General features: G+C 56.8%; 16 protein-coding genes. 2 read left to right on the forward strand and 14 right to left on the reverse strand.

The genetic code is table 11. The annotated features are described in order from the left end of the window. Nucleotides 1-549: 549 nt before the first annotated feature. Nucleotides 550-1,413: a BadF/BadG/BcrA/BcrD ATPase family protein gene (locus tag AAGR22_RS21635; protein WP_345829557.1), complete on the reverse strand. Its 864-nt coding sequence runs from the start codon at nt 1,411-1,413 to the stop codon at nt 550-552. Nucleotides 1,414-1,640: 227 nt separating this feature from the next. On the opposite strand from AAGR22_RS21635, the gene AAGR22_RS21640 reads away from it, so the two are divergent. Beyond that, on the forward strand, nt 1,641-2,369 hold the full coding sequence (locus tag AAGR22_RS21640; protein WP_345829559.1) for a phosphopantetheinyl transferase: 729 nt from the start codon (nt 1,641-1,643) through the stop codon (nt 2,367-2,369). A gap of 51 nt (nt 2,370-2,420) precedes the next feature. Here the strand turns inward: AAGR22_RS21640 and AAGR22_RS21645 are convergent, their stop codons facing one another. After that, complete coding sequence (locus AAGR22_RS21645; protein WP_345829561.1) at nt 2,421-3,734, reverse strand: NCS2 family permease; 1,314 nt, start codon at nt 3,732-3,734, stop codon at nt 2,421-2,423. 207 nt (nt 3,735-3,941) lie between these two features. Between AAGR22_RS21645 and yieH the strand changes: the two genes are divergently transcribed. Next, nucleotides 3,942-4,604: a 6-phosphogluconate phosphatase gene (gene yieH / locus AAGR22_RS21650; RefSeq protein ID WP_345829563.1), complete on the forward strand. Its 663-nt coding sequence runs from the start codon at nt 3,942-3,944 to the stop codon at nt 4,602-4,604. Between the two features lie 66 nt (nt 4,605-4,670). Here yieH and phoU read toward each other — a convergent pair whose 3' ends face one another. The 12 genes from phoU to AAGR22_RS21710 all read right to left on the reverse strand — a co-directional run bounded on the left by phoU (nt 4,671) and on the right by AAGR22_RS21710 (nt 21,026). Then, a complete protein-coding gene (phoU, locus tag AAGR22_RS21655; protein WP_345829565.1) occupies nt 4,671-5,408 on the reverse strand; it encodes a phosphate signaling complex protein PhoU in 738 nt (245 codons plus the stop codon). A 16-nt stretch (nt 5,409-5,424) separates the two neighbouring features. Beyond that, entirely contained in the window at nt 5,425-6,195 is a 771-nt protein-coding gene (gene pstB / locus AAGR22_RS21660) for a phosphate ABC transporter ATP-binding protein PstB (RefSeq protein ID WP_345829566.1), read from the reverse strand. A 43-nt stretch (nt 6,196-6,238) separates the two neighbouring features. Next, nucleotides 6,239-7,126, reverse strand: a complete 888-nt coding sequence (pstA, locus tag AAGR22_RS21665; protein WP_345829567.1) for a phosphate ABC transporter permease PstA — start codon at nt 7,124-7,126, stop codon at nt 6,239-6,241. Continuing rightward, on the reverse strand, nt 7,123-8,085 hold the full coding sequence (pstC, locus tag AAGR22_RS21670; protein ID WP_345829568.1) for a phosphate ABC transporter permease PstC: 963 nt from the start codon (nt 8,083-8,085) through the stop codon (nt 7,123-7,125). The genes pstA and pstC overlap by 4 nt, the downstream gene beginning before the upstream one ends. Nucleotides 8,086-8,160: 75 nt before the next feature. Beyond that, nucleotides 8,161-9,201 carry a phosphate ABC transporter substrate-binding protein PstS gene (pstS, locus tag AAGR22_RS21675; protein WP_345829569.1) on the reverse strand — a complete coding sequence of 347 codons (1,041 nt, stop codon included), beginning with the start codon at nt 9,199-9,201 and terminating at the stop codon, nt 8,161-8,163. Between the two features lie 273 nt (nt 9,202-9,474). After that, a complete protein-coding gene (locus AAGR22_RS21680; RefSeq protein WP_067700583.1) occupies nt 9,475-11,592 on the reverse strand; it encodes a TonB-dependent siderophore receptor in 2,118 nt (705 codons plus the stop codon). Nucleotides 11,593-11,817: 225 nt separating this feature from the next. Further along, nucleotides 11,818-12,939 (reverse strand): serine hydrolase domain-containing protein, encoded by a 1,122-nt coding sequence (locus AAGR22_RS21685; RefSeq protein ID WP_345829572.1) that lies wholly within the window; start codon nt 12,937-12,939, stop codon nt 11,818-11,820. A 1-nt stretch (nt 12,940) separates the two neighbouring features. Further along, nucleotides 12,941-14,275 carry a D-serine ammonia-lyase gene (locus AAGR22_RS21690; protein WP_345831643.1) on the reverse strand — a complete coding sequence of 445 codons (1,335 nt, stop codon included), beginning with the start codon at nt 14,273-14,275 and terminating at the stop codon, nt 12,941-12,943. 133 nt (nt 14,276-14,408) lie between these two features. After that, nucleotides 14,409-15,644 carry an MFS transporter gene (locus AAGR22_RS21695; RefSeq protein WP_345829574.1) on the reverse strand — a complete coding sequence of 412 codons (1,236 nt, stop codon included), beginning with the start codon at nt 15,642-15,644 and terminating at the stop codon, nt 14,409-14,411. Between the two features lie 169 nt (nt 15,645-15,813). After that, nucleotides 15,814-18,168: a GNAT family N-acetyltransferase gene (locus AAGR22_RS21700; RefSeq protein WP_345829576.1), complete on the reverse strand. Its 2,355-nt coding sequence runs from the start codon at nt 18,166-18,168 to the stop codon at nt 15,814-15,816. A 1-nt stretch (nt 18,169) separates the two neighbouring features. Further along, complete coding sequence (locus AAGR22_RS21705; protein ID WP_067700592.1) at nt 18,170-19,462, reverse strand: lysine N(6)-hydroxylase/L-ornithine N(5)-oxygenase family protein; 1,293 nt, start codon at nt 19,460-19,462, stop codon at nt 18,170-18,172. Nucleotides 19,463-19,472: 10 nt separating this feature from the next. After that, a complete protein-coding gene (locus tag AAGR22_RS21710) occupies nt 19,473-21,026 on the reverse strand; it encodes an aspartate aminotransferase family protein (protein WP_067700595.1) in 1,554 nt (517 codons plus the stop codon). Between the last annotated feature and the right edge of the window lie 11 nt (nt 21,027-21,037).

Genomic DNA, 21,037 nt, shown 5'->3' on the forward strand with positions numbered 1-21,037 from the left:
CATCATCCGTAATTTCATGGATAATTAAGGATGCTTTTTATTCGTATTGTTCAGGCCATGGATCTGCTGGGGGAGTTTGGATAGCTAAACCCGGCACGTTAAGAGCGTTTTCTATCGAAATATACGCTGGTTCACTCACCGCAATAAGCATTATAAGCCCTGTGCGCCTGATCCCATAATTTACTCCCCGGGATGATATTTATAAAAACGATGCGATTCCTGGGTACCATTAACCCTGGTATTTTTGGGTGTTTAAAGGAGAGAATATGATCCATCAAGGAACCCCGCCGGAAGGGCATCAGGCTTATTGCAGTGAGTAGTCATCTTACCCTACAGGTGCAGCGCGGCAAACTGGCCGCACTTTTCCGTAAATAAACTTAATTCATCCCTGCTGAATATTGCTGAAATGGAGCAGTTCGTTATTACACTCGTCAGAAGTTCTAAATTATGACCGGCCCGCCTGCGCAGGCTGAATCCGGAAGGTCGCGGCTACTGCAATGATAATTACGGTAGTTACTGTTCCAGTATCACTTAACGCGAAGCAAAGTGTTAACCCTGCCGCGCCAGCCAGCCAGCGCCGCTGAGGGCATCGCCCAGCGGCGGCACCAGCATCGCCAGAATGTCGGGCGCAAGCCAGGGCTGGACAGGTTCTGCCAGGCCGCCCATTAACGCCAGACGGCCGCCATCGGCCCCCATCAGTCGCCGCACCAGCAGCGCGATATCATCAGCAGTTTGCTGTATCAGCTGGTCTGCGTGGGGATCGCCTGCCTGCGCCGCCGCGAACACCTCCGGCACCACGCTGCCCCAGTCGGCGGGCATTGCCCGCTGCGTCCACAGCAGCATGGCTTCCGGGCTGCGATCAAACCTGCCCATCACGCGGTCGGTGAACGCCGTTTCGGGCACAATGCCCTCATGGGCCAGCAACGCCAGCCGCAGGGTGCGGCGTCCCAGCTCGGCACCCGAGCCGTGATCGGATAGCGCAAAACCCCAGCCGCCTACCCGGGAAAAGCGCTCGCCATCCCATAAGACGCCCTGACTGCCGGTGCCGACGATCAGCGCCGCGCCGGGTGCGCCCTGATGTGCACCCAGACAGGCAATATCCACGTCGCCCACCACCCGTAAAGAGGCGCAGACGGGCTGCCAGTCGGCAAGGCGAGCTTTGACCGAGGCGACATTGGCCCCCGCAAGACCGGCAACCATTGCGATTTGTGCCCGCGCGGCGGGTGGCAGCCCTGCCGCCGTCATCACCCGCTCTGTCAGTGCCTCCACGCTTGCCAGCGCCGCCTCAAACTGTGACCAGACGTTGGCGGGCCCGCCAACCGCTTCGGCCAGCAGATGATTCTGACGGTCAGTGAGCCGGGCGCGACATCGCGTACCGCCGCCATCAATACTCAGAAAATAGTGAGGTTGCACAGGTTTTTTCTCCCTTCTCGCGCCCCAGGTGATCCAGCGTTATGGTGCAGATCCTGAGTTAAAACAGGCTGAACCGCAATCAAAACATCGTCTGCGGAGAACAGTGGAGCGAGGCAAAAGTGCCAATAATCCGAATTTATCCCGAACCCGGCAAAGCGACGTGTAATCGCTTAAGAAAATTCTTACAATAGCGAAGACGACCCTCGACCATTATCATGGAGTGACCAATGGCATGTCATTTCGCGCGCTGGACGCCCGACTGGGCCGGGATACCCGCGCAGCACCTCCCGCCCACCCTGATCCGCTATGCTGCCGGGCTGCCTGACAGGCGTCGAAGGCGCTATCTGGCTTCCCGCACGCTGCTGGCACAGCTGATGCTGCACGTTTATGGCATAACTTCCCTGCCCGAGCTTACCGTGACGGCCAGTGGCCGCCCCTGCTTTGTCGATCCGCAGCTTCCTGATTTCAGCATCGCCTATACCGGCAATATTGTCGGCATCCTGCTGGCTGATGAAGAGGGTGCAGTTGGGCTGGCAATGGATATTTTCCGGGCCCACAGTCGGCAGTTGCAGAAACAGTTTTCCACCCTCTTCTCTTCGGGCGAAAAAGCGTGGATTAACGCCCAAAACGATCCGGATGAAGCGGCGGCCCAGCTATGGATGATACGGCAGAGCATACTGAAGCTTCCGGATAATGACCCGTCGCAGCCGCTACGGCTGTTTCCCGCATCGGGGCGTCTGCGCTCAGAGGCCTTTCCCGACATTCAGGCCATTTCCGACGCGGAGGAGTTTATGGTCTGGTCCTGCGCACGCACGCCGGGCAGCGAACGCCTGCATCTCTGGCAGTATGAAGGGGGCGATCGCTGGGTTTCTATTACCGCTATCGAGGGGAAGAAGATGGGGCCGCGCACGTTGAAATTAATCAGCTCCCTGCCAGAAAAACGCAGGGAGCCGTAATGACTCAGCTTACCGACAGCAGGCAGATTTGCCTGCTGTCAGCGATCTATCTTAGTGTGCGTCAATAAAGACGATCTTGAGAATAAACAGAAGAGTCACGGCGATGACGCAGGGGCTCATTTCACGCCAGCGGCCGCTGCCGAGCTTCATCACGCAGTAAGAGATAAAACCGAGTGCGATCCCCTCGGTGATAGAGAAGCTGAACGGCATCATGATAGCGGTAACGAATGCCGGAACGGCTTCGGTCAGATCCTCCCACTTTATCCGCGTCAGGCTTGAGGTCATCAGTACACCAACGTAAATCAGGGCACCGGCTGCCGCATAGGGCGGCACCATACCCGCCAGGGGTGAAAGGAACATCACCAGCAGGAACAGGATCCCGGTGACCACCGCCATCAGCCCGGTGCGGCCACCGATAGCGACGCCCGATGAGCTTTCGATGTAGGCCGTCACCGAAGAGGTGCCGATATATGAGCCAACCACCGAGCTGATGCTGTCGACATAGAGCGCCTGCTTCATACGCGGGAAGGTGCCTTTCTCATCGGTCAGACCGGCTTTATCCGTTACGCCGACCAGCGTACCGGAGGAGTCGAACAGGTTCACCAGCATAAAGGAGAAGATGATCCCCGCCATGCCGACGTTGAGCGACCCGGCCAGATCGACCTGGCCGATAATCGAGGTGATGCCCGTTGGCGCGGAGAATACCCCGCCGTACTTCACATCGCCAATGGCCAGGCCAATCAGCGTGGTCACCACAATGGAGACCAGTACCGCAATATGGATATTGCGTGACGCCAGAATGGCGATAATAAAGAAGCCCAGCGCCCCCAGCAGTACGCTATGGGAGGTTAAGTGGCCGACGGCCACCAGCGTCTCCGGGTTAGCAACCACAATGCCGGCGTTCTTCAGACCGATCATCGCAATAAACAGGCCGATACCGGCGGTAATGCCCACCCGCAGGCTGAGAGGAATATTGGCTATCATCCAGTAGCGGACGCGGAAAATAGTCAGCAGCAGCAGGCCCGTCGCCCCCCAGAATATCGCGCCCATGCCGACCTGCCATGAAATGCCCATGGCCCCTACCACCACAAAGGCAAAAAACGCATTCAGTCCCATTGCCGGTGCCAGCGCAACCGGCAGGTTGGCCACCAGGCCCATCAGAATACTGCCGAACGCGGCAATCAGGCAGGTGGTGACAAACACCGCCTGGGTATTCATGCCCGCTGCACCCAGGATCTGAGGATTCACGAAAACGATGTAGACCATCGTCAGAAAGGTCGTGAACCCCGCAATCACTTCCGTGCGCGCGGTCGTGCCGTGCTCCTGCAGTTTAAAGATCCGCTGTAACAGGCCAGGATTATTCATTGTGTGATTCCAGAACGAAGAGAAGTTATCGTCGGCTATCCTAACCTAAAAATTTAATATTGGTAGACGGTCGGGCGGTTTTTTCGCAACCGATTGCGCCGCGTTTACCTTCAGATCGCTGCCGCTAACGGGAATTGACAATTGCGGGTCGCATTTCGGTGTCAGACAGGTAAAGTGGCATGATGATAATGAATACAGGAACCCACCATGTCTGTTAGCTGTGTGTTTTTTGATTGCGACGGGACGCTGGTTGACAGCGAATTACTCTGTGCTCAGGCTTACGTCAACATCTTTGCCCGCTTTGGGGCGGAGCTGCCGCTGCAGGAGATGTTTGAGAAATATAAAGGCGTCAAGCTGTACGAGATTATTCCAACCGTCGCTAACCGGTTTAACCTGACCGTGCCGGTGGAGGAGTTTGAATCCGCCTGGCGGGCAGAAGTTGCACGCCTTTTTGACCTTGAACTTAAGCCAATATCAGGCGCTTATGCCCTGCTGGAGCAGATAACCGTGCCCGTCTGCGTGGTGTCAAACGGTACCGTGCCGAAAATGCAGCATTCGCTGGGCCTGACGAAGATGCGCCGCTTTTTTGATGACCGGTTGTACAGCGGCTACGATATCAACAGCTGGAAACCGGACCCGGACCTGATGGTCCACGCGGCGAAACAGATGGGTGTGCCGCTGGAAAACTGTATTCTGGTGGATGACTCCGAAGCGGGCGCTAACGCCGGCGTTGCTGCGGGTATCCCGGTATTTTATTACTGTGCGGATGCCCACAATAAGCCGATCGACCATCCGCTGGTGACTGCGTTTAATGATATGGCGCAGCTGCCGGGGCTGTGGAAGGCGCGCGGATGGGATCTGACAAAGTAACAGCGAAAAAAACGGGGCCTGCGCCCTGTTTACCGCTATGCGTGACGGTCTTCGCCGTCACGGGCCTCAGGCGGGTGTATTGCTGCCTTCACTGTCATCCGTTAACAGTTTATCCAGCTGATCCCCGCCGATGTGGCGGAAATCCTGCCCCTTTACAAAATAGAAGATGATTTCGCAAATATTCTGGCAGCGGTCGCCAATGCGCTCGATGGCGCGCGCGCAAAACAGGGCGGTGAGTACGCTGGGAATGGTGCGCGGATCCTCCATCATATAGGTCATCAATTGCCGCACGATGCCTTCATACTCCTGGTCGACCTTTTTGTCTTCGCGATAAATTTCGACGGCGGCATTGAGATCCATACGCGCGAAGGCGTCCAGGACGTCGTGCAGCATCTGAATAGTATGGTGGCCCAGCGACTCCAGGCTCACCAGCAGCGACTGATGCTGCTGGCCAAACTTCTCCAGGGCGGTGCGGCAGATTTTATCCGCCACGTCGCCGATGCGTTCCAGCTCGGAAATGGTTTTGATGATCGCCATCACCAGCCGTAAATCGCTGGCGGTAGGCTGACGCCGGGCGATGATCCGCACGCAGGCTTCATCAATCGACACTTCCATCATATTGACCTGCTGATCGCCCGCAATGACCCGCTTCGCCAGCTCGCCATCCTGATTATGCATGGCGGTGATGGCATCGGTAAGCTGCTGCTCCACCAGCCCACCCATGGCCATCACCTGGGTACGGATATGCTCCAGCTCAGCGTTGAACTGCCCGGAGATATGTTTGTTGAGGTTAAGGTTATCCATCGTATTCTCCCGTCAATCAACCGTAGCGGCCGGTAATATAGTCTTCAGTCTGCTTCTGGTGCGGTTTAGTGAACAGCGTGTCGGTATCGCTGAACTCAATAAGCTCGCCCAGGTACATAAAGGCGGTGTGATCGGAGCAGCGCGCCGCCTGCTGCATATTGTGCGTAACGATCACCAGGGTGTAATCCTGCTTCAGCTCGGTGATCAGCTCTTCGATACGGCCCGTGGAAATCGGATCCAGCGCCGAGCAGGGTTCATCCAGTAGCAGCACTTCAGGGCGAATGGCAATGCCGCGCGCAATACAGAGCCGCTGCTGCTGACCACCGGACAGGCTGTAGCCGCTCTGATGCAGCTTATCTTTGGTTTCCATCCACAGCGCAGCTTTGGTCAGCGCCCATTGTACCCGCTCGTCCATATCGGCACGTGACAGTTTTTCAAACAGGCGTACACCGAACGCGATGTTTTCGTAAATCGACATCGGGAACGGCGTCGGCTTCTGAAAGACCATCCCCACCCGCGCGCGCAGCAGGGCGATATCCTGGCTGGCGGTCAGGATATTCTCGCCGTCGAGCAGGATTTCCCCCTCCGCGCGCTGCTCCGGATAGAGCGCGAACATCTTGTTAAAGGTGCGCAGCAGCGTGGATTTCCCGCAGCCCGACGGGCCGATAAAGGCGGTCACCTGATTTCTGGCAATATCCAGGTTGATATTCTTCAGGGCATGGAATTTCCCATACCAGAAGTTCATATTTCGCACCTGAATCATATTACTGGAGGAGTTGTCAGCCATTGTTCTTCTCGCATGGTTCATGCCGCCGCAGCCGCACGCTTAATTAATGTTTGCCCCTGGCGAAGACCACGCGCGCCAGAATATTCAGCAGAAGGACGCAAAGCGTAATTAACAGTACGCCCGCCCAGGCCAGACTCTGCCACTCCGTGAACGGACTCATGGCAAATTTGAAGATCGTCACCGGCAGGTTAGCCAGCGGCTGCATCATATCGGTGCTCCAGAACTGATTGGAGAGCGAGGTAAACAGCAGCGGTGCGGTCTCTCCGGCGATACGGGCTATCGCCAGCAGCACGCCGGTGAGAATGCCGGAAACCGAGGCTTTTAGAGTAATCGCCGAGATCATCTTCCATTTTGGCGTACCCAGCGCATAGGCCGCTTCGCGCAGGCTGTCGGGCACCAGCCGGAGCATGTTTTCCGTGGTGCGGATGACGATCGGGATCTGCAGCAGCGCCAGCGCCACCACGCCCGCCAGGCCGGAAAAGTGCTGCATCCGCGCCACCACCAGCGTATAGACGAACAGCCCCACCACGATAGAGGGTGCGGAGAGCAGAATATCGTTAATGAAGCGGATAATCTCCGCCAGCCAGGATTTACGGCCATACTCCGCCAGGTAAATGCCGGCCATGATCCCCAGCGGCGTCCCCACCAGCGTTGACCAGAGGATCAGCAGCCCGCTGCCAGCGATGGCGTTCGCCAGACCGCCGCCCGTCGTGTTTGGCGGTGGGGTATTCTCGGTAAACAGCGACAGCGTGAGGCCATCCATACCGCGCGTAACGGTGGCAAACAGGATCCACACCAGCCAGAACAGGCCAAACGCCATCGTCATCAGCGAAAGCGTCAGGGCGATGCGGTTTTTCAGCCGTCGCCAGGCCTGCATTTTGCGACGCGAGGCCGCCAGTCCGTCAGGGGTATGCATGTCCAGCGCGGTCATGAGCGCCCTCCTTCACTTTTCGCCAGGCGCAGGATCATCAGCTTAGAGCAGGCCAGCACGATAAAGGTAATGACGAAAAGGATCAGCCCCAGCTCCATCAGCGCGGAGGTATGCACGCCCGATTCGGCTTCGGCAAACTCATTCGCCAGCGCCGAGGTAATGCTGTTGCCCGGCATAAACAGCGACGGGCTGTCGAGCTGGTAGGTGTTGCCAATGATAAAGGTCACCGCCATGGTTTCACCGAGCGCGCGCCCGAGGCCAAGCATCACCCCGCCGATCACGCCGTTTTTAGTAAACGGCAGCACCACGCGCCAGATAACCTCCCAGGTGGTACAGCCAATGCCGTAGGCAGATTCCTTCATCATCACCGGCGTCTGTTCGAAGACGTCGCGCATAACCGACGCGATATAGGGAATGATCATAATGGCGAGAATAATCCCGGCGGCCAGAATGCCGATACCGAAGGCCGGACCGGAGAAGAGTGCGCCGACGATGGGAATATTCGCCATCAGATCGCCGAGCGGCGTCTGGAACCAGGTGGCAAACAGCGGGGCAAAGATAAACAGGCCCCACATGCCATAGACGATGCTCGGGATCGCGGCCAGCAGTTCAATGGCCACGCCGAGCGGACGGCGCAGCCAGTTGGGCGCCAGCTCGGTCAGGAACAGGGCGATACCGAAGCTGACCGGTACGGCAATGATCAGCGCGATGATTGAGGTGACAACGGTGCCATAAATGGGCACCAGCGCACCAAACTGTTCGTTGGGCGCATCCCAGGTTTTGGTCCATAAAAATGCGAAACCAAACTTCTGGATACTCGGCCAGGAGGAGATAATAAGCGAAACGATAATGCCGCCCAGCAGCAACAGTACAATCAGCGCCGCCAGCTTAACCAGCGCGCTGAAGATAATATCGCCCCGCCTGCCGGGAGGCCTGAATGTCGGCGTGGTTGCAGCCATAGCGTTCTCAGTAAGTGAAGTGTAGGGGCGGCCCAGGGCTCGCCCCATACCGGGGTCAGTCAGCGAGCCCCTTGACTAAAAGAGGGCCTTGCCTGAGCTGTCTTTAACGTTGGTTTTCCATGCGGCGCGGATCTGCTTAACTACCGCATCCGGCAGCGGCGCATAGTCGAGGCTGGTGGTGGTTTTGCTGCCGTTTTTGTAGGCCCAGTCGAAGAATTTCAGCACGGCTGCGCCCTTGTCGGCGCTATCCTGCACGTTATGCAGCAAAATGAAGGTGGTGGAGGTAATCGGCCAGGCATTTTCGCCCTTCTGAAACGTCAGATCCTGAGCAAAAGAGCGCTGCCAGTCTGCGCCTTTCGCCGCATTGCTGAAGCTCTGCTCACCGGGTTCAACCGCTTTGCCATCGGCATCCAGCAGTTTGGTCCAGGCCAGGCCGTTTTGTTTCGCATAGGCATACTCGACGTAGCCAATTGAGCCTGGCAGCCGCTGAACAAAGGCAGCAACGCCGTCATTACCCTTACCGCCCAGGCCAACCGGCCAGTTTACGGTATTCCCCTTGCCCACTTTGCTGTTCCAGTCGCTGTTCACCTTTGCCAGGTAGCTGGTGAAGACGAACGAGGTGCCGGATCCGTCGGCGCGGCGCACCACGTTGATGTTGCTGTCGGGCAGCTTAACGCCAGGGTTCAGGCGACTAATAGCCGGGTCATTCCACTTTTTAACGTTGCCCAGATAAATATCGCCGACGGTTTTCCCGTCCAGCGTCAGCTGGCCGGATTTCACCCCAGGCAGATTAACGGCCAGTACCACGCCGCCAATCACGGTAGGAAACTGGAACAGGCCATTTTTTTGCAGTTCGTCGTCTTTCATTGGGGCGTCAGACGCGCCAAAGTCGACGGTTTTCGCGATGATTTGCTTTACACCGCCGGAGGATCCAATGCCCTGATAGTTAACCTGCGCACCCGTCGCCGTGTTGTACTCTGCGGCCCATTTGTTATAAACCGGTGCCGGGAAGGTGCCGCCCGCGCCGGTCAAATTGGTGGCCGCCATGACGGAAAGAGTGCTAAGTGAAAGGGTTACTGCGACGAATTGCGTCAGGGTTTTGCGTACCAGTGTCATATTCCCTCCGGGGGATTAAAAGTCAGACTACACGCGGTCTTAATCTCAGTATTTTTTGCTGCTGGAGGGAAAATAGGACATTTTGATGACAGTGACATGTACGCAATATGACATTTTTATGACACGGAAAGTGACTGACTGCCGGGCATAAAAAAACTCAGCGCAGGGTTATCCCACGCTGAGTTTTCGGGCTGACTGAGGCGTTACGCTGAATTAATGCGCGCATTACCGCTGCACATACCCCGGCACACTATCTGGAACAGCGACGTCGCATCAGAAGTCGTAGCCGACGGTCGCCATAATAGTCCGCTCAGCGCCCCAGTAGCAGTAACCGGTACCGTAACAGGCCGAGACGTAGTCACGATCGGTCAGGTTATTGGCGTTAACCTGCACGAAGGCGCCTTTCAGGCTGCTGTTCCAGGCGCCCAGATCGGCACGCACTGACGCGTCAAACAGCGTGACGGAGGGCAGGCGCGTAGTATTTTCGTTATCTGCCCACTGCTTGCCGATATAGCGCACGCCCGCACCGACGCTCAGCCCATAGTCAAACTGGTATTTAGCCCAGGCCGACGCCATGGAATTCGGCGTGACGTAAGGGGTATGTCCGTCGTTGCCGTCCACCGAGTCCTTATAGCGCACGTGGTTCAGCGTATAGCTGGCAAGGGTGCTCAGGCGCGGCGTGAGCTGGTTGTGTGCTTCCAGTTCAAGCCCCTGTGAATGCACTTTTCCTGCCGGATCATAGTAGGAGCCCACCACCACGCGGTTGCCAACATCCTTCTGCGTTAAATCATAAACGGCGATGGAGTAGAGATCGGAGGTACCCACCGGCTGATACTTCACACCGGCCTCATACTGCTCAGAGGTCGTTGGCTTGAGCAGGTTACCGTCCCGACCGGAGAGGGATTGCGGCGTAATGGCCTGGCTGTAGCTGGCGTAAGGCGAAATGCCGTTATCGAAGGCATAAAGCAGGGCCGCGCGACCGCCAATATGGTCATCCTGACGACGGTATTTGCTGTCGTAAGCATAGTTTTCCGTCTGCGAGACGATGCGATCGTAGCGGCCGGACAGGTCCAGATGCCACTTATTCCACACCATCTCATCCTGCAGATAGACCCCGGTCTGGTAGTAGCGGCGCTGCGACTTACTGAAGGCGTAGTCCGGGTTGAGCCCTACAGCCCGACCGGTAACGGCATTCAGCTGGCTGGCATAGCCGCTGGCATCGCTCAGATCATTTTTATACTGATGATACTCAGCGCCCAGCACTACCTTGTGGTCAACCTCGCCGGTAGCGAAGTCTGCTTCCAGCTGGTTGTCGATGGCAAAGGCGTCCAGCGAGGAACGGGAGCCGGAGTAGTAGCGATTCAGCAGGTCAGGATTGGCGGTGTCCCAGCCAATCTGATACACCTGATCGAGATCGACGTTTGAGTGCGAGTAGCTGGCATTCGAGCGGAATGCCCAGGTATCGTTAAAGCGATGCGCGAATTCGGCGCTGTAGATTTGCTCATTGCGCTTGAACTGATCCAGCGAACTGTCGCCGTCATAGAAGCCGGTGCTCAGCTTACGACCATTATGTTCGGTGATGCTGCCGTCACCCGGCACCGCGCTGTGGTAGCCGCCGGAGGGGTCTTTTTGCAGATAGGCGCGCAGCAGCAGTGAGGTATCTTCATCCGGCTGCCACAGCAGCGACGGGGAGATAGCATATTTCTCTTCGCGGGTATGGTCATACTGGGTATCGCTGTTGCGGGTAATACCCGTCAGGCGAAACGCCCACTGTTCGTTGATTGCGTCGGTGTAATCAAAGGCCGCGCCGTTAGTGCTGTTGGTGCCGGTGAACAGGCGGAAATGGCCCTGCGGGGAGAACTGCGGGCGCTTAGAGGTTTCCATCACCAGGCCGCCCGGCACGGTCTGACCGTAGAGTGCGGAGGAAGGACCTTTGATGACGTCGATACGCTCAAGGAACCAGGGATCGACCTGTAGCACATTGTAGCTGCCGGGATCGCTCATCAGGCGCAGGCCATCAAGGAAGATGTTGTCCACGTCGCCGCCGTGGAAGCCGCGCAGCGAAACCGTATCGTAGCGCGTGGCCGCCCCTGCGAAGTTGGTGAAGGCCCCGGCGGTATAGTTCAGCGCCTGGTTAACGTCCATCGCGCCCTGATCTTCCATCTGCTGGCGGGTCACCACGGAAACAGACTGGCCGGTGGTTATCAGTGGGCGATCGGTTTTAGTAGCGCCGCTGCTGGTTTTCGCCGTATAGCCTTCGGTCGGAGAAGTAGCCGTTTCGACAGGCTGTGCGGTAACGACCAGGGTATCGGCGGCCCAGGTGAGAGCGGGTGTGCAAAGTGCGACAGAACAGAGCAGAACGGAACGCTTCAGGATAAAAGGCATTCTCATTATCAATCCCTTAAATAAGTAGGCTTATCGCTCCCGTCTCGCAGGAGTGAAGTAGAAAGACGCGCGTTATAGAGATGTAAGAATATGTGTAATCTCAATGAGAATTATTATCTTTCCTATTCAGCTTTTCAAGCGTTGATTTTTCTTATCTTTTCTCATTAAAAGTGTAGGGATATAGGCGGGTGGCCCTGATTCGGCTGCGCGAACCCCAGGCCGGGCCACGAATTAATTAAGTGCACACATTTCCTGCGCCAGTTTACTTATTTTGCCTTCTCTGAAGAGCGTGCTTGCACATCTGGCAGACGGGTGAGCATGCATCGTACCCACGTTTGTCAGTATCGCTACCGCACAATCTGTTTTTTCATACCACCACACACTTGCACTGAAGCCCAGCACATTGCCGCCATGGCCTGATGCCACGCCGAGAGTCGTATTGATTCTGAAGAGGCTCAGCCCCATTTGCGCATCGCCAGCCGGGATCCAGTTCTGCATTTCGTTCAAACTGTCTGCGCTGAGCAACTGCCCATTTTTGAGTGCCAGAATAAACGTTAGCACATCCTGTGACGTGGAAATGATCCCTCCGGCGGCCCATTCGACGGAAAGGTTATTAGCAGACACATTGAGGAGGTTTTTATTATGTGTCTTAAAACAATCCGCAACGCCTGCGTTTTCTATAAAAGAAGCGTCTGCCCTGTGGAATTTGTTAGAAATGCCCTGGGCGTCTGTCTGAGGATCAACGACCATATCGGTATGCGTCAGCGCCAGTCTTTTAAAAATCCGGGTAGCTAAGACTTCCCTTAATCCTTTTAAGGTTATGCGCTCTATTAACAGTCCCAGCAGGGTGAAATGGGTATTTGAATAATGAAACGCCTCCCCAGGACGACATAAGGGTGCTCTCCCCCGTATATAGTCCAGATTTTCATCAGGTTGCCATATTTTGGCCGGGTCCAGACTTTTTCCACGAGCCGCGTGGATCCATGAGGGTTCATTTTCCCAGCTGGGTATACCGGCGCGATGTGACAGCAATTGTCTGAGGGTAACCTCATCTGCATTGGCAATGTCTGCAAGGCACTCTTTTTCCATCCAGCGAGACAGCGGAGCGTCAAGCGACAGTAAACCTTCTTCTGTTAACTGAAGTATGATCACCGCAATGAATACTTTCGTGATGCTTCCTATACCAAAGCGGGTCTCCGGCGTGATTTTTACCTCAGGGGTCATATCAGCGTGGCCTGCGGTTCCCTGCCAGATAATGTTATTGCCTTTACCAACGGCCACGGTTATGCCGGGGAAATCATCCGCGGTTATCCGGTTAAGCAATGTTTGCAGACGGGTTTCAGGTAATGTCATTTTAATGCTTTCCCTTTTCCAGATATAACCTCATCTCGGTGTCAGGCACCATTCCTCCGCCTGTTGCCCAGACAAGGTGCGTCGCCCGGCGCATCACCTCAGGCGTCAGCCCGTGTAAGTGCTGATAGTCGGGGCTGGCCGAGACGCGCCATGGCCCCGCCATACCCGCCAGCGCAGAGGGTTCAAGCTGAATATTTTCACTTCGATCGAGCATGGCCAGCAGGTCATACATCGTCCGATCGCTCAGCGTATAGCAGCCGTCAGTTAACGGCAGCATGGCCCGGCCAACAAATCCCGACGCGCGGCCAACGGCGAGCCCGTCGGCTGCGGTTTTGTTATCGATCCCTATGTCCTGAACGGAGACGGCATCATGCAGGCCTGTGCTCATGCCGAGCGTCATGCAGGGTGAATGGGTAGGTTCAGCAAAAAAACAGTGAACATTATCACCAAATACCAGCTTCAGACCGAAGGCTACACCACCCGGCCCACCGCCTACGCCGCAGGGAAGATAAACAAAAAGAGGGTGCTGCGCATCAACGGTTAGCCCCTTCTGCTGCATCTGACGGTGTAATCTCAGCCCGGCCACGGAATAACCCAGAAACAGCGTGCGGGAATTCTCATCATCAATAAAGAAGCAGGCAGGATCGGCTTCCGCTGCACGTCGCCCCTGCGCAACGGCCATGCCGTAATCCTCGGCGTATTCGATGACCTCAACCCCGTGTGCGCGAAGTTTCTCTTTCTTCCACTGCCGTGCGTCTGACGACATATGTACGGTGACGTGGAAACCGAGCGCGGCGCCCATTATCCCAATCGAAAGCCCAAGGTTACCCGTTGACCCTACCGCAATCTTATACCGGCTAAAGAAGCGCCTGAACGCCGGCGTATGAAACACGCGGTAATCATCGCCCGCACGGATGATCCCTGCGCCGAGGGCCAGCTTTTCAGCATGGGCAAGCACGTCATAAATACCGCCGCGCGCCTTAATTGACCCGGAAATGGGCAGGTGGCTGTCTTTTTTGAGCCATAGCGCCCCGCTTATGGCTGCACGCTCCGCCAGTTTTTCCTGCATCCGCGGGATGGCAATCATGTCGGACTCGATCATTCCCCCAGCCGGTGCCGTTTCCGGGAAAGCCTGAGCAATAAACGGCGCGAAGCGCTGTAGCCTGCGTTCTGCATCCTCAGCCTCTTCCCGCGTGAGGCCGACCTGTTGGAGCCCTTCACTGACCGGTTTTACGCCATGATTAAACCAGGTGACCTCACGCAGGGATTTAAGGTCGCTAACCACCGGTGTTGCATTGAGTTGGGCAGTGATGTCTGACATGTTCGTCTCCTTCAGGCTCTCGTTTGCTAATCGGACAGGGATATCCATCGGCTGGCTTTTTTACGCCCGTGGTGCCATCCCGCGCACTGAAAAATACCCGTCATTGCTACCTTCCGCACGCTGAACCCCAGGATGGGATAATCAATTGTTACGTCACCGGCATAACCAGGCTGCGGCGCTGACGCTCGCGCAGAAATGCCCGTACCAGCCAGAGCCAGAGCAGGCCGCAGACCAGATTAAACAGGCTGAACCACGCGCTGCCTCCGCTGAAGTAAGCCGCTTTAGCAGCCTCAATCCCCAGCGCAAAGACCACGATACTCGCCATCCCTAACATCGCCGCCACGCTGCCTTTTCCGGCGCTGCTGGAAAACAGCGTCAGCCGGTAAAGCCCGGCATTAACCAGCCCGGTGCCAAAGCCGTAGAGGCTCAGTCCGGCGGTCAGCCACAAATAGCTGTGCGTATTGATGGCGGTGCTGATGGCCGCGATTGCCAGGCCAGCAAGGATCGGCCAGGCCCCCAGCCGCAGCGGCTGCTCAATGGGGAGGCGGCTGGCGAGGCGACCCAGCGTCAGGTTACCGGCGATCATCGCCACGAAGACCGGCAGCTGGAGCAGCGCGTAATCCATCCGGCTTAGCCCTTCGTCATGCATCAGGATAACCGGCGACAGCGCGACCCAGGCGAGGCAGGGAATGGTCACCAGGCCAATCGCCAGCGAACCGCCCATCACCTGGCGGTTCTTCAGCAGCGCGTAATAACCTGCCGCGAGCGATTTGACCGACAGCGAGGTATTTCTGTCGCCCGACGTTTCAGGCATGGTTCGCCACAGACCTATCAGCGCCACGGCGGTCACGCCGCCGAATAGCCAGAACATGGTGCGCCAGTCGCTGAACGAGAGAAACGCCGCCCCGGCCAGCGGGCCCGCCAGGGGTGCCAGCAGCGCCACGTTGGCCATCAGCGCCATGATCTTCACGCTGAGCGATTCGTCGAATGCCTCCTGAATGGTGGCGTAGCCCACCGCCCCGATAAAACAGAGGCTTATCCCCTGCAGAAAGCGCAGCAGAACAAACTGCTCGATGCTTTGTACCCAGTGGGTTGCCATGCAGGTGAGCATGAAAAAGGCGACCCCGGAGAGCAGCACCGGACGGCGGCCCAACCTGTCAGACAGCGGCCCGAGCAGCCACTGGAGAACAACACCGCCAATCAGGTAAGCCGTCAGCGAGGCGGAGACCCATTCCGGCCCGACGTGAAACTCGCTGGTGACCAGCAGCATGCCCGGCTGGATCATGTCGTGCGCGATATAGGTGGCAAACTCGAACAGCACCAGCGACAGTGGAAAAATCAAATGTCGGCGGGTCAGGCGCGACACGGGTGTAAAAAGAGACATTGCGGTTCCTTCCCCAAAACAGAATGATAAAAAACGCGGCCACCGAAGCGACCGCGCCAACATACACCACTTTTTTAGCGGGCAGAGGAAAATATCTGCACAGCGGGGCGTAATACCGCGCCACGTTGTTACCTACCCGGCTACGCCGTGCGCTCTTTTGAACGGCAGGTTAGCGCCAGCGGGCAATCGGGTTATCCAGCGTCCCGGCAAACTTCAGGTTCTCCGCCGGGTCGGTCAGGTTAATCATCTGCTGATTGTTCGCCAGCTGCAGGCGGTTCAGGCAGGAGCGGGTGAACGCCGGAGCGAACAGGTCGTAACGGGCAAACTTACTGGCAAACTGCGGATGCGCCTGCTGATACTCTTTCACGCAGTCGGCAACGGCCTGCCAGAACCTCTCTTCCGACAGCGTGCCGGACTGGTGCAGGACGGCGCTGATAAAGCGGAAAATGCAGTCGAAAACGTCAGTAAATATCGACAGCAGCTTGAGGTTTTCCGGCACGTCCACCGCCAGGCGCTGGACCTTCTCAGGCAGTACCGCATCCGGGTTCATGACGGCGATCTCTTCACCGATATCCTTCATATAGGCGCTAACGGGGACGTTATTTTCCAGCAGCAGGATCAGGTTTTCCCCGTGAGGCATAAAGACCAGGTCATACTGATAGAAGCAGTGCAGCAGCGGGCTGAGGTAGCAGGTCAGATAGCGCGCCACCCAGCGTTCTGCTGACAGACCGGAATCGGCGATCAGCGCGGGCAGTAGCGGCTGCTGGTGTTGATCAACATGCAGGAAGGAGGCCATGGTCATCAGCCGCTGGCCCGGTTGCAGATCGGCGACCGGGTTGTCCCGCCACAGGGCTGCGAACATTTTCTTATAGGCCGAGTCACCCTTAATGGCGCTTTCGTAGTAGCGATTGTGGTAGCCCACGGCCGCTACCTCACGCAGTATGCGGAAGTCACAGCGCTGTAGCCACGCATCCTTCGCCACCAGCTCTTCCAGCCATTCATTAATCGCCGGCGTGGTAGCCATATAGTAAGGCGACAGGCCGCGCATAAAGCCCATATTGAGCACCGATAACGCGGTTTTCACATAGCGTTTAGTGGGCTGACTGCGGTTAAAAAAGGTGCGAATGGATTGCTGAGCCTGGTACTGGTCATCGCCGGTGCCGAGGTAAACAATATCATGACTGGCAATATCCGCAGCAAAGACGGTCAGCAGTTTGTTCTGCCACTGCCAGGGGTGAACCGGCATAAAAATATAGTCATCGACCGGCAGCGCTTTCTCCGTCAGCAGCGCGTTGAAATGGTCCAGGGTTGACTCCCCCAGCTCGTCGCGCATGAGCTGCTCGTATTCCAGCGTGCTGATGCTGGAAAAGTGCGCGTTGCGCAGATGCACGGCAACCCAGACGAGGTTAACTGGCGTGGCGGCTTCCGGCGCGAACGCCAGGTAGTCGCGAGCATCAAAGCCAATGCGACCATTGTTAGCAACAAAACAGGGATGGCCTTCGGTCATGGCGGCCTCAACGGCCTGAAAATCCGCTTTGACCAGCGCCTGGCTGTCCGGGTTGTTCTTCTGCAACTTGTAGACGCTGCTGCACAGCGTGCTGCTGATCTCTTCCATGTAGGTCGCCAGTAGCGCCTGCGGAATGTTTATCTGCTCATTGAATTCGACAATGAACTGCAGGGCGTCCAGCGTCAGAGGATGGCCGTTCTCCTGTTTGATCAGCGAATCAGCCTCAATTTCCCAGTGATCCAGCGCCAGTCGGTGTGCTTTGAACAGGTATTGCGCTTCGCCACCCGGCACGGCGAGCACGTAACGCCCCTCGCTGGCTTCGACTGGCGTCACTATTTTTTCATGGGCAAATTCGGCAATCGCTTTGCGGATAAGCAGACGGTTAGCCTGCGCCCAGTTGTCACCTGACAGATGGGTTCCGGTCAGTAACGGCGTGATGTTATTCATATTCAGCGATTCCCTCATTAAGGCTTGTTGATAATCTTCACGCTGGCAGAAGGCCAGCCAGGCGGTTTTGTGGCCCATATCAATGGTGTGCTGGTAGCGAAAACCCGCACGCTTGTTGAGTGGATGAATTTTGTTATTGCGTACGTCCGGCTCGACGACCACACGGCCTACCCCGGGCTGGCTGAACATGTAGTCCATCACCACGGTGAAAACCTGCCAGCTGAACTGCTTAACCGGCCTGCTGGCGGGCGCAATCAGGATATGCATCCCGTAATCATCGGGCTGTGCAGAGTAGAACTTGCCGACCTCGTCCTCGCTGGCACGGTAAAACTCCATCAGGAACACCGGCTCCTCATCGCAGCAGCCAATGAGCGCGGCGTGTGGATGGACGGCCGTCAGCTGTTGATAAAAGGCCGCGACCTGTTCAAGGCTGTCGTGTTGCATCCCCCAAAAGCGGGCATAGTCGCGGGTGACCCAGTCGTGAATGCGTGAAGCATCTTCGGCGCGCAGCGGCCGGAGCGTAAAATGACCCGCCGGACGGGCGGTACTGAAAAGTGGGCTCTGAGACATATCAACGTTCCGATTGTGCCGGGAAGGTCTGAAAAGCAATCTGCCGTTCGATGGGATAGATTTCCCGCCCGGTCAGCTCGCGCAGTAAGACGGAATTACGGTAGCAGGCCATCCCCAAATCCGGGGTGACAAAGCCGTGCGTATGCAGTTCGGCGTTCTGCACGAAGACCTGATTATGGTTATCGATGCTGTAATTACGCTGTACGTCGTAGCGGCCTTTCTCATCCCAGCGCAGGCGCTGTGCTATCCCCTCAATAAACATCGGCGGGCGATACTGGTAGCCCGTGGCCATGACGACCCCTTCGCTACGGCGGGTAAAGGCGCGATCCTGCTCCTGCTGATGCAGCGAAAGTTCGAATTCGCCCTCCGGCAGCCAGCGCATATCGGTTAGCTCGGAATGGGTAAAGAGATTAACGTCCAGCCTGCCATCAAGCTGTTTAACGTACATCAGGTCGTAGATGTCGTTGATCAGGCTGCTGTTAATGCCTTTATAAAGGTTTTTATGGCGCGCGTTGAGCTCGTCCCGTTTTGCTGGTGACAGGCTGTGGAAGTAGTCAATCCATTCCGGCGAGGTCATTTCCAGCGTCAGTTTGGTGTATTCCAGCGGATAGAAGCGTGGCGCACGGGTAATCCAGTTCAGCTGATAGCCAAAGCGGTCGATTTCCGTTAGCAGATCGTAATAGATTTCAGCCGCGCTCTGCCCGCTGCCCAATACGGTGATCGAACGCTTTTTCTGGAGCTGTTCTTTATTTCTGAGGTAGTCGCTTGAGTGAGTGAAGCGGTCGCGATGCGGGCGGCTACACTCCGGCATCCACGCGCTGGGGCCGGTGCCCAGTATCAGGTGGCGCGCCAGCCATTCCTGCTGTTTGCCGCTAACCGTATCAAGGGTACGCACGCGATAGCATTGCCGTGCATCATCGTAGCTCACGTAATCCACACGCGTATTCCAGCGCAGGTTACTCAGCTGAGAGCAGGCCCACTGGCAGTACTGATTGTACTCTTTACGCATCAGGAAAAAGTCTTCACGAATGTAAAAGGAGTATAATTTCCCTTTCTGCTTCATGTAGTTAAGCAGGCTGTAAGGACTGGTGGGATCGGCGAGCGTCACCAGATCGGCCATAAACGGCGTCTGCAAATGGGCACTCTCCAGCATCATACCGGTGTGCCAGTCAAAGCCGGGATTTTGATCGAGGAAGACGCCGCTCAGCCCCTCAACCGGCTCGCTCAGACAGGCCAGACCAAGGTTAAAGGGACCAATACCAATGCCGATAAAATCATAGAGAGTGTTATTCATAACGGAGTTCTCACTGGTTAGCCGCATTCAGCGCAGCGTCCCGCGCCCGCTCACGGCCATAATGCACAATCAGCGCAATGACATCTTCAATGTCAGCCGCCGTGGTGGTGGGATTTAAAAGCGTAATTTTCAGATACTGACGACCCTCAACCCGAGTGCCGGCGATCACCGCATTGCCGGAGCGGAACAGCGCCTTACGGATGCTGGCATTGATCTCATCTAGCTGTGCGTCGCCCATGCCGGGACGGGGTACGTAGCGAAAAACCTGGGTAGTCAGTTCTGGCGCATGAAGAACCTCCACGCAGGGATGGGCGCTCAGCAGCTGATGCGCTTTTTGCGTCAGGGTCAGAATGCGATCAAAAGCCTCACCCAGCGCTGATGGCCCCATAATGCGCAGCGTCAGCCACATTTTTAGTGCGTCAAAACGGCGGGTGGTCTGGATACTTTTATTGACCAGGTTTGGTGTGCCTTCCTGCTGCGCGCTAAGCGGGTTGAGGTAATCCGCATGGTGCGTAACGTGACTCAGGTGCTGCTTATCACGAACAAAGAACGCGCCGCAGCTGACGGTCTGGAAGAACGACTTGTGGTAATCCACGGTCACGGAATGGGCTTTTTCAATGCCGGAGAGGCGCTGGCGGTGATTTTCCGACGCCAGCAGGCCGCAGCCGTACGCTGCATCAACGTGCATCCACAGACCGTAGTGCTCACAGAGGGTGGCGATATCGTCAAGCGGGTCGATGCTGCCAAAATCGGTGGTGCCGCTGGTGGCCACGATGGCGACAGGGATCAGGCCCGCCTGCTGGCAGCGCTGAATTTCCTGCTCCAGCTGAACGGCATCCATGCGGTAATGTTCATCATGATCCACCGCAATAACGGCATCGTAACCCAGCCCCAGAATCGCCATCGATTTCTGAATGCTGAAATGGCTCAGTTTTGAGGTGAAAACGCGCCACTTAACCGCATCCGGCGGCAATCCCTGATGCTTAATCAGGTGGCCGGGATGATGTGCCGCACACCAGCTGTCTCGCGCCAGCAGCATCGCCATCAGATTGGACTGGGTGCCGCCGCTGGTGAAGATCCCGTCCGCGGTGGACGGCAGGCCAATTCGGCCCAGCGTCCAGTCAATGACCTTCTGCTCAATCAGCGTGCCGCCTGCGCTCTGATCCCAGGTATCCACGGAGCTGTTTACCGCCGCCATAATTTGCTCGGCCAGCAGTGACGGCAGCACCACCGGGCAGTTGAGGTGCGCCACGTATTTGGGATGGTGGAACCAGACGGCATCGCGCAGGTAGAGGCGTTTAAGCTCCTCCAGCGCCGCATCGTTGCTGCCCAGCGGCCGGTCGAGATCGACATCGCTAAATTCCGCAGCAAGCTCGTGAGGCAGAATACCGCTGAACGGTTTTTCAACGCCTTTCAGCGTGCGGGTCATCAGCGCCAGCACGTCCTGCGTCTGCTGTGCCCAGGCCGACAGCTGCTGGTCATTAAAAATATAATCCTGAGGATCGGTAGCGCTATGAGGCAGATGCAGGCGAGGCACTGCCTGAGTTTGCGAACGTAAGACCATACCCTGTTCCC

Source organism: Erwinia sp. HDF1-3R (assembly GCF_039621855.1).
GTDB lineage: Bacteria > Pseudomonadota > Gammaproteobacteria > Enterobacterales > Enterobacteriaceae > Erwinia.

Excerpts from the sequence above, each read along its gene's own strand:
- AAGR22_RS21640 (WP_345829559.1), top strand. The coding sequence starts at position 1,641 with ATGGCATGTCATTTCGCGCGCTGGACGCCCGACTGGGCCGGGATACCC.
- AAGR22_RS21645 (WP_345829561.1), bottom strand. The coding sequence starts at position 3,734 with ATGAATAATCCTGGCCTGTTACAGCGGATCTTTAAACTGCAGGAGCAC.
- yieH (WP_345829563.1), top strand. The coding sequence starts at position 3,942 with ATGTCTGTTAGCTGTGTGTTTTTTGATTGCGACGGGACGCTGGTTGAC.
- phoU (WP_345829565.1), bottom strand. The coding sequence starts at position 5,408 with ATGGATAACCTTAACCTCAACAAACATATCTCCGGGCAGTTCAACGCT.
- pstB (WP_345829566.1), bottom strand. The coding sequence starts at position 6,195 with ATGGCTGACAACTCCTCCAGTAATATGATTCAGGTGCGAAATATGAAC.
- pstA (WP_345829567.1), bottom strand. The coding sequence starts at position 7,126 with ATGACCGCGCTGGACATGCATACCCCTGACGGACTGGCGGCCTCGCGT.
- pstC (WP_345829568.1), bottom strand. The coding sequence starts at position 8,085 with ATGGCTGCAACCACGCCGACATTCAGGCCTCCCGGCAGGCGGGGCGAT.
- pstS (WP_345829569.1), bottom strand. The coding sequence starts at position 9,201 with ATGACACTGGTACGCAAAACCCTGACGCAATTCGTCGCAGTAACCCTT.
- AAGR22_RS21680 (WP_067700583.1), bottom strand. The coding sequence starts at position 11,592 with ATGAGAATGCCTTTTATCCTGAAGCGTTCCGTTCTGCTCTGTTCTGTC.
- AAGR22_RS21685 (WP_345829572.1), bottom strand. The coding sequence starts at position 12,939 with ATGACATTACCTGAAACCCGTCTGCAAACATTGCTTAACCGGATAACC.
- AAGR22_RS21695 (WP_345829574.1), bottom strand. The coding sequence starts at position 15,644 with ATGTCTCTTTTTACACCCGTGTCGCGCCTGACCCGCCGACATTTGATT.
- AAGR22_RS21700 (WP_345829576.1), bottom strand. The coding sequence starts at position 18,168 with ATGTCTCAGAGCCCACTTTTCAGTACCGCCCGTCCGGCGGGTCATTTT.
- AAGR22_RS21705 (WP_067700592.1), bottom strand. The coding sequence starts at position 19,462 with ATGAATAACACTCTCTATGATTTTATCGGCATTGGTATTGGTCCCTTT.
- AAGR22_RS21710 (WP_067700595.1), bottom strand. The coding sequence starts at position 21,026 with ATGGTCTTACGTTCGCAAACTCAGGCAGTGCCTCGCCTGCATCTGCCT.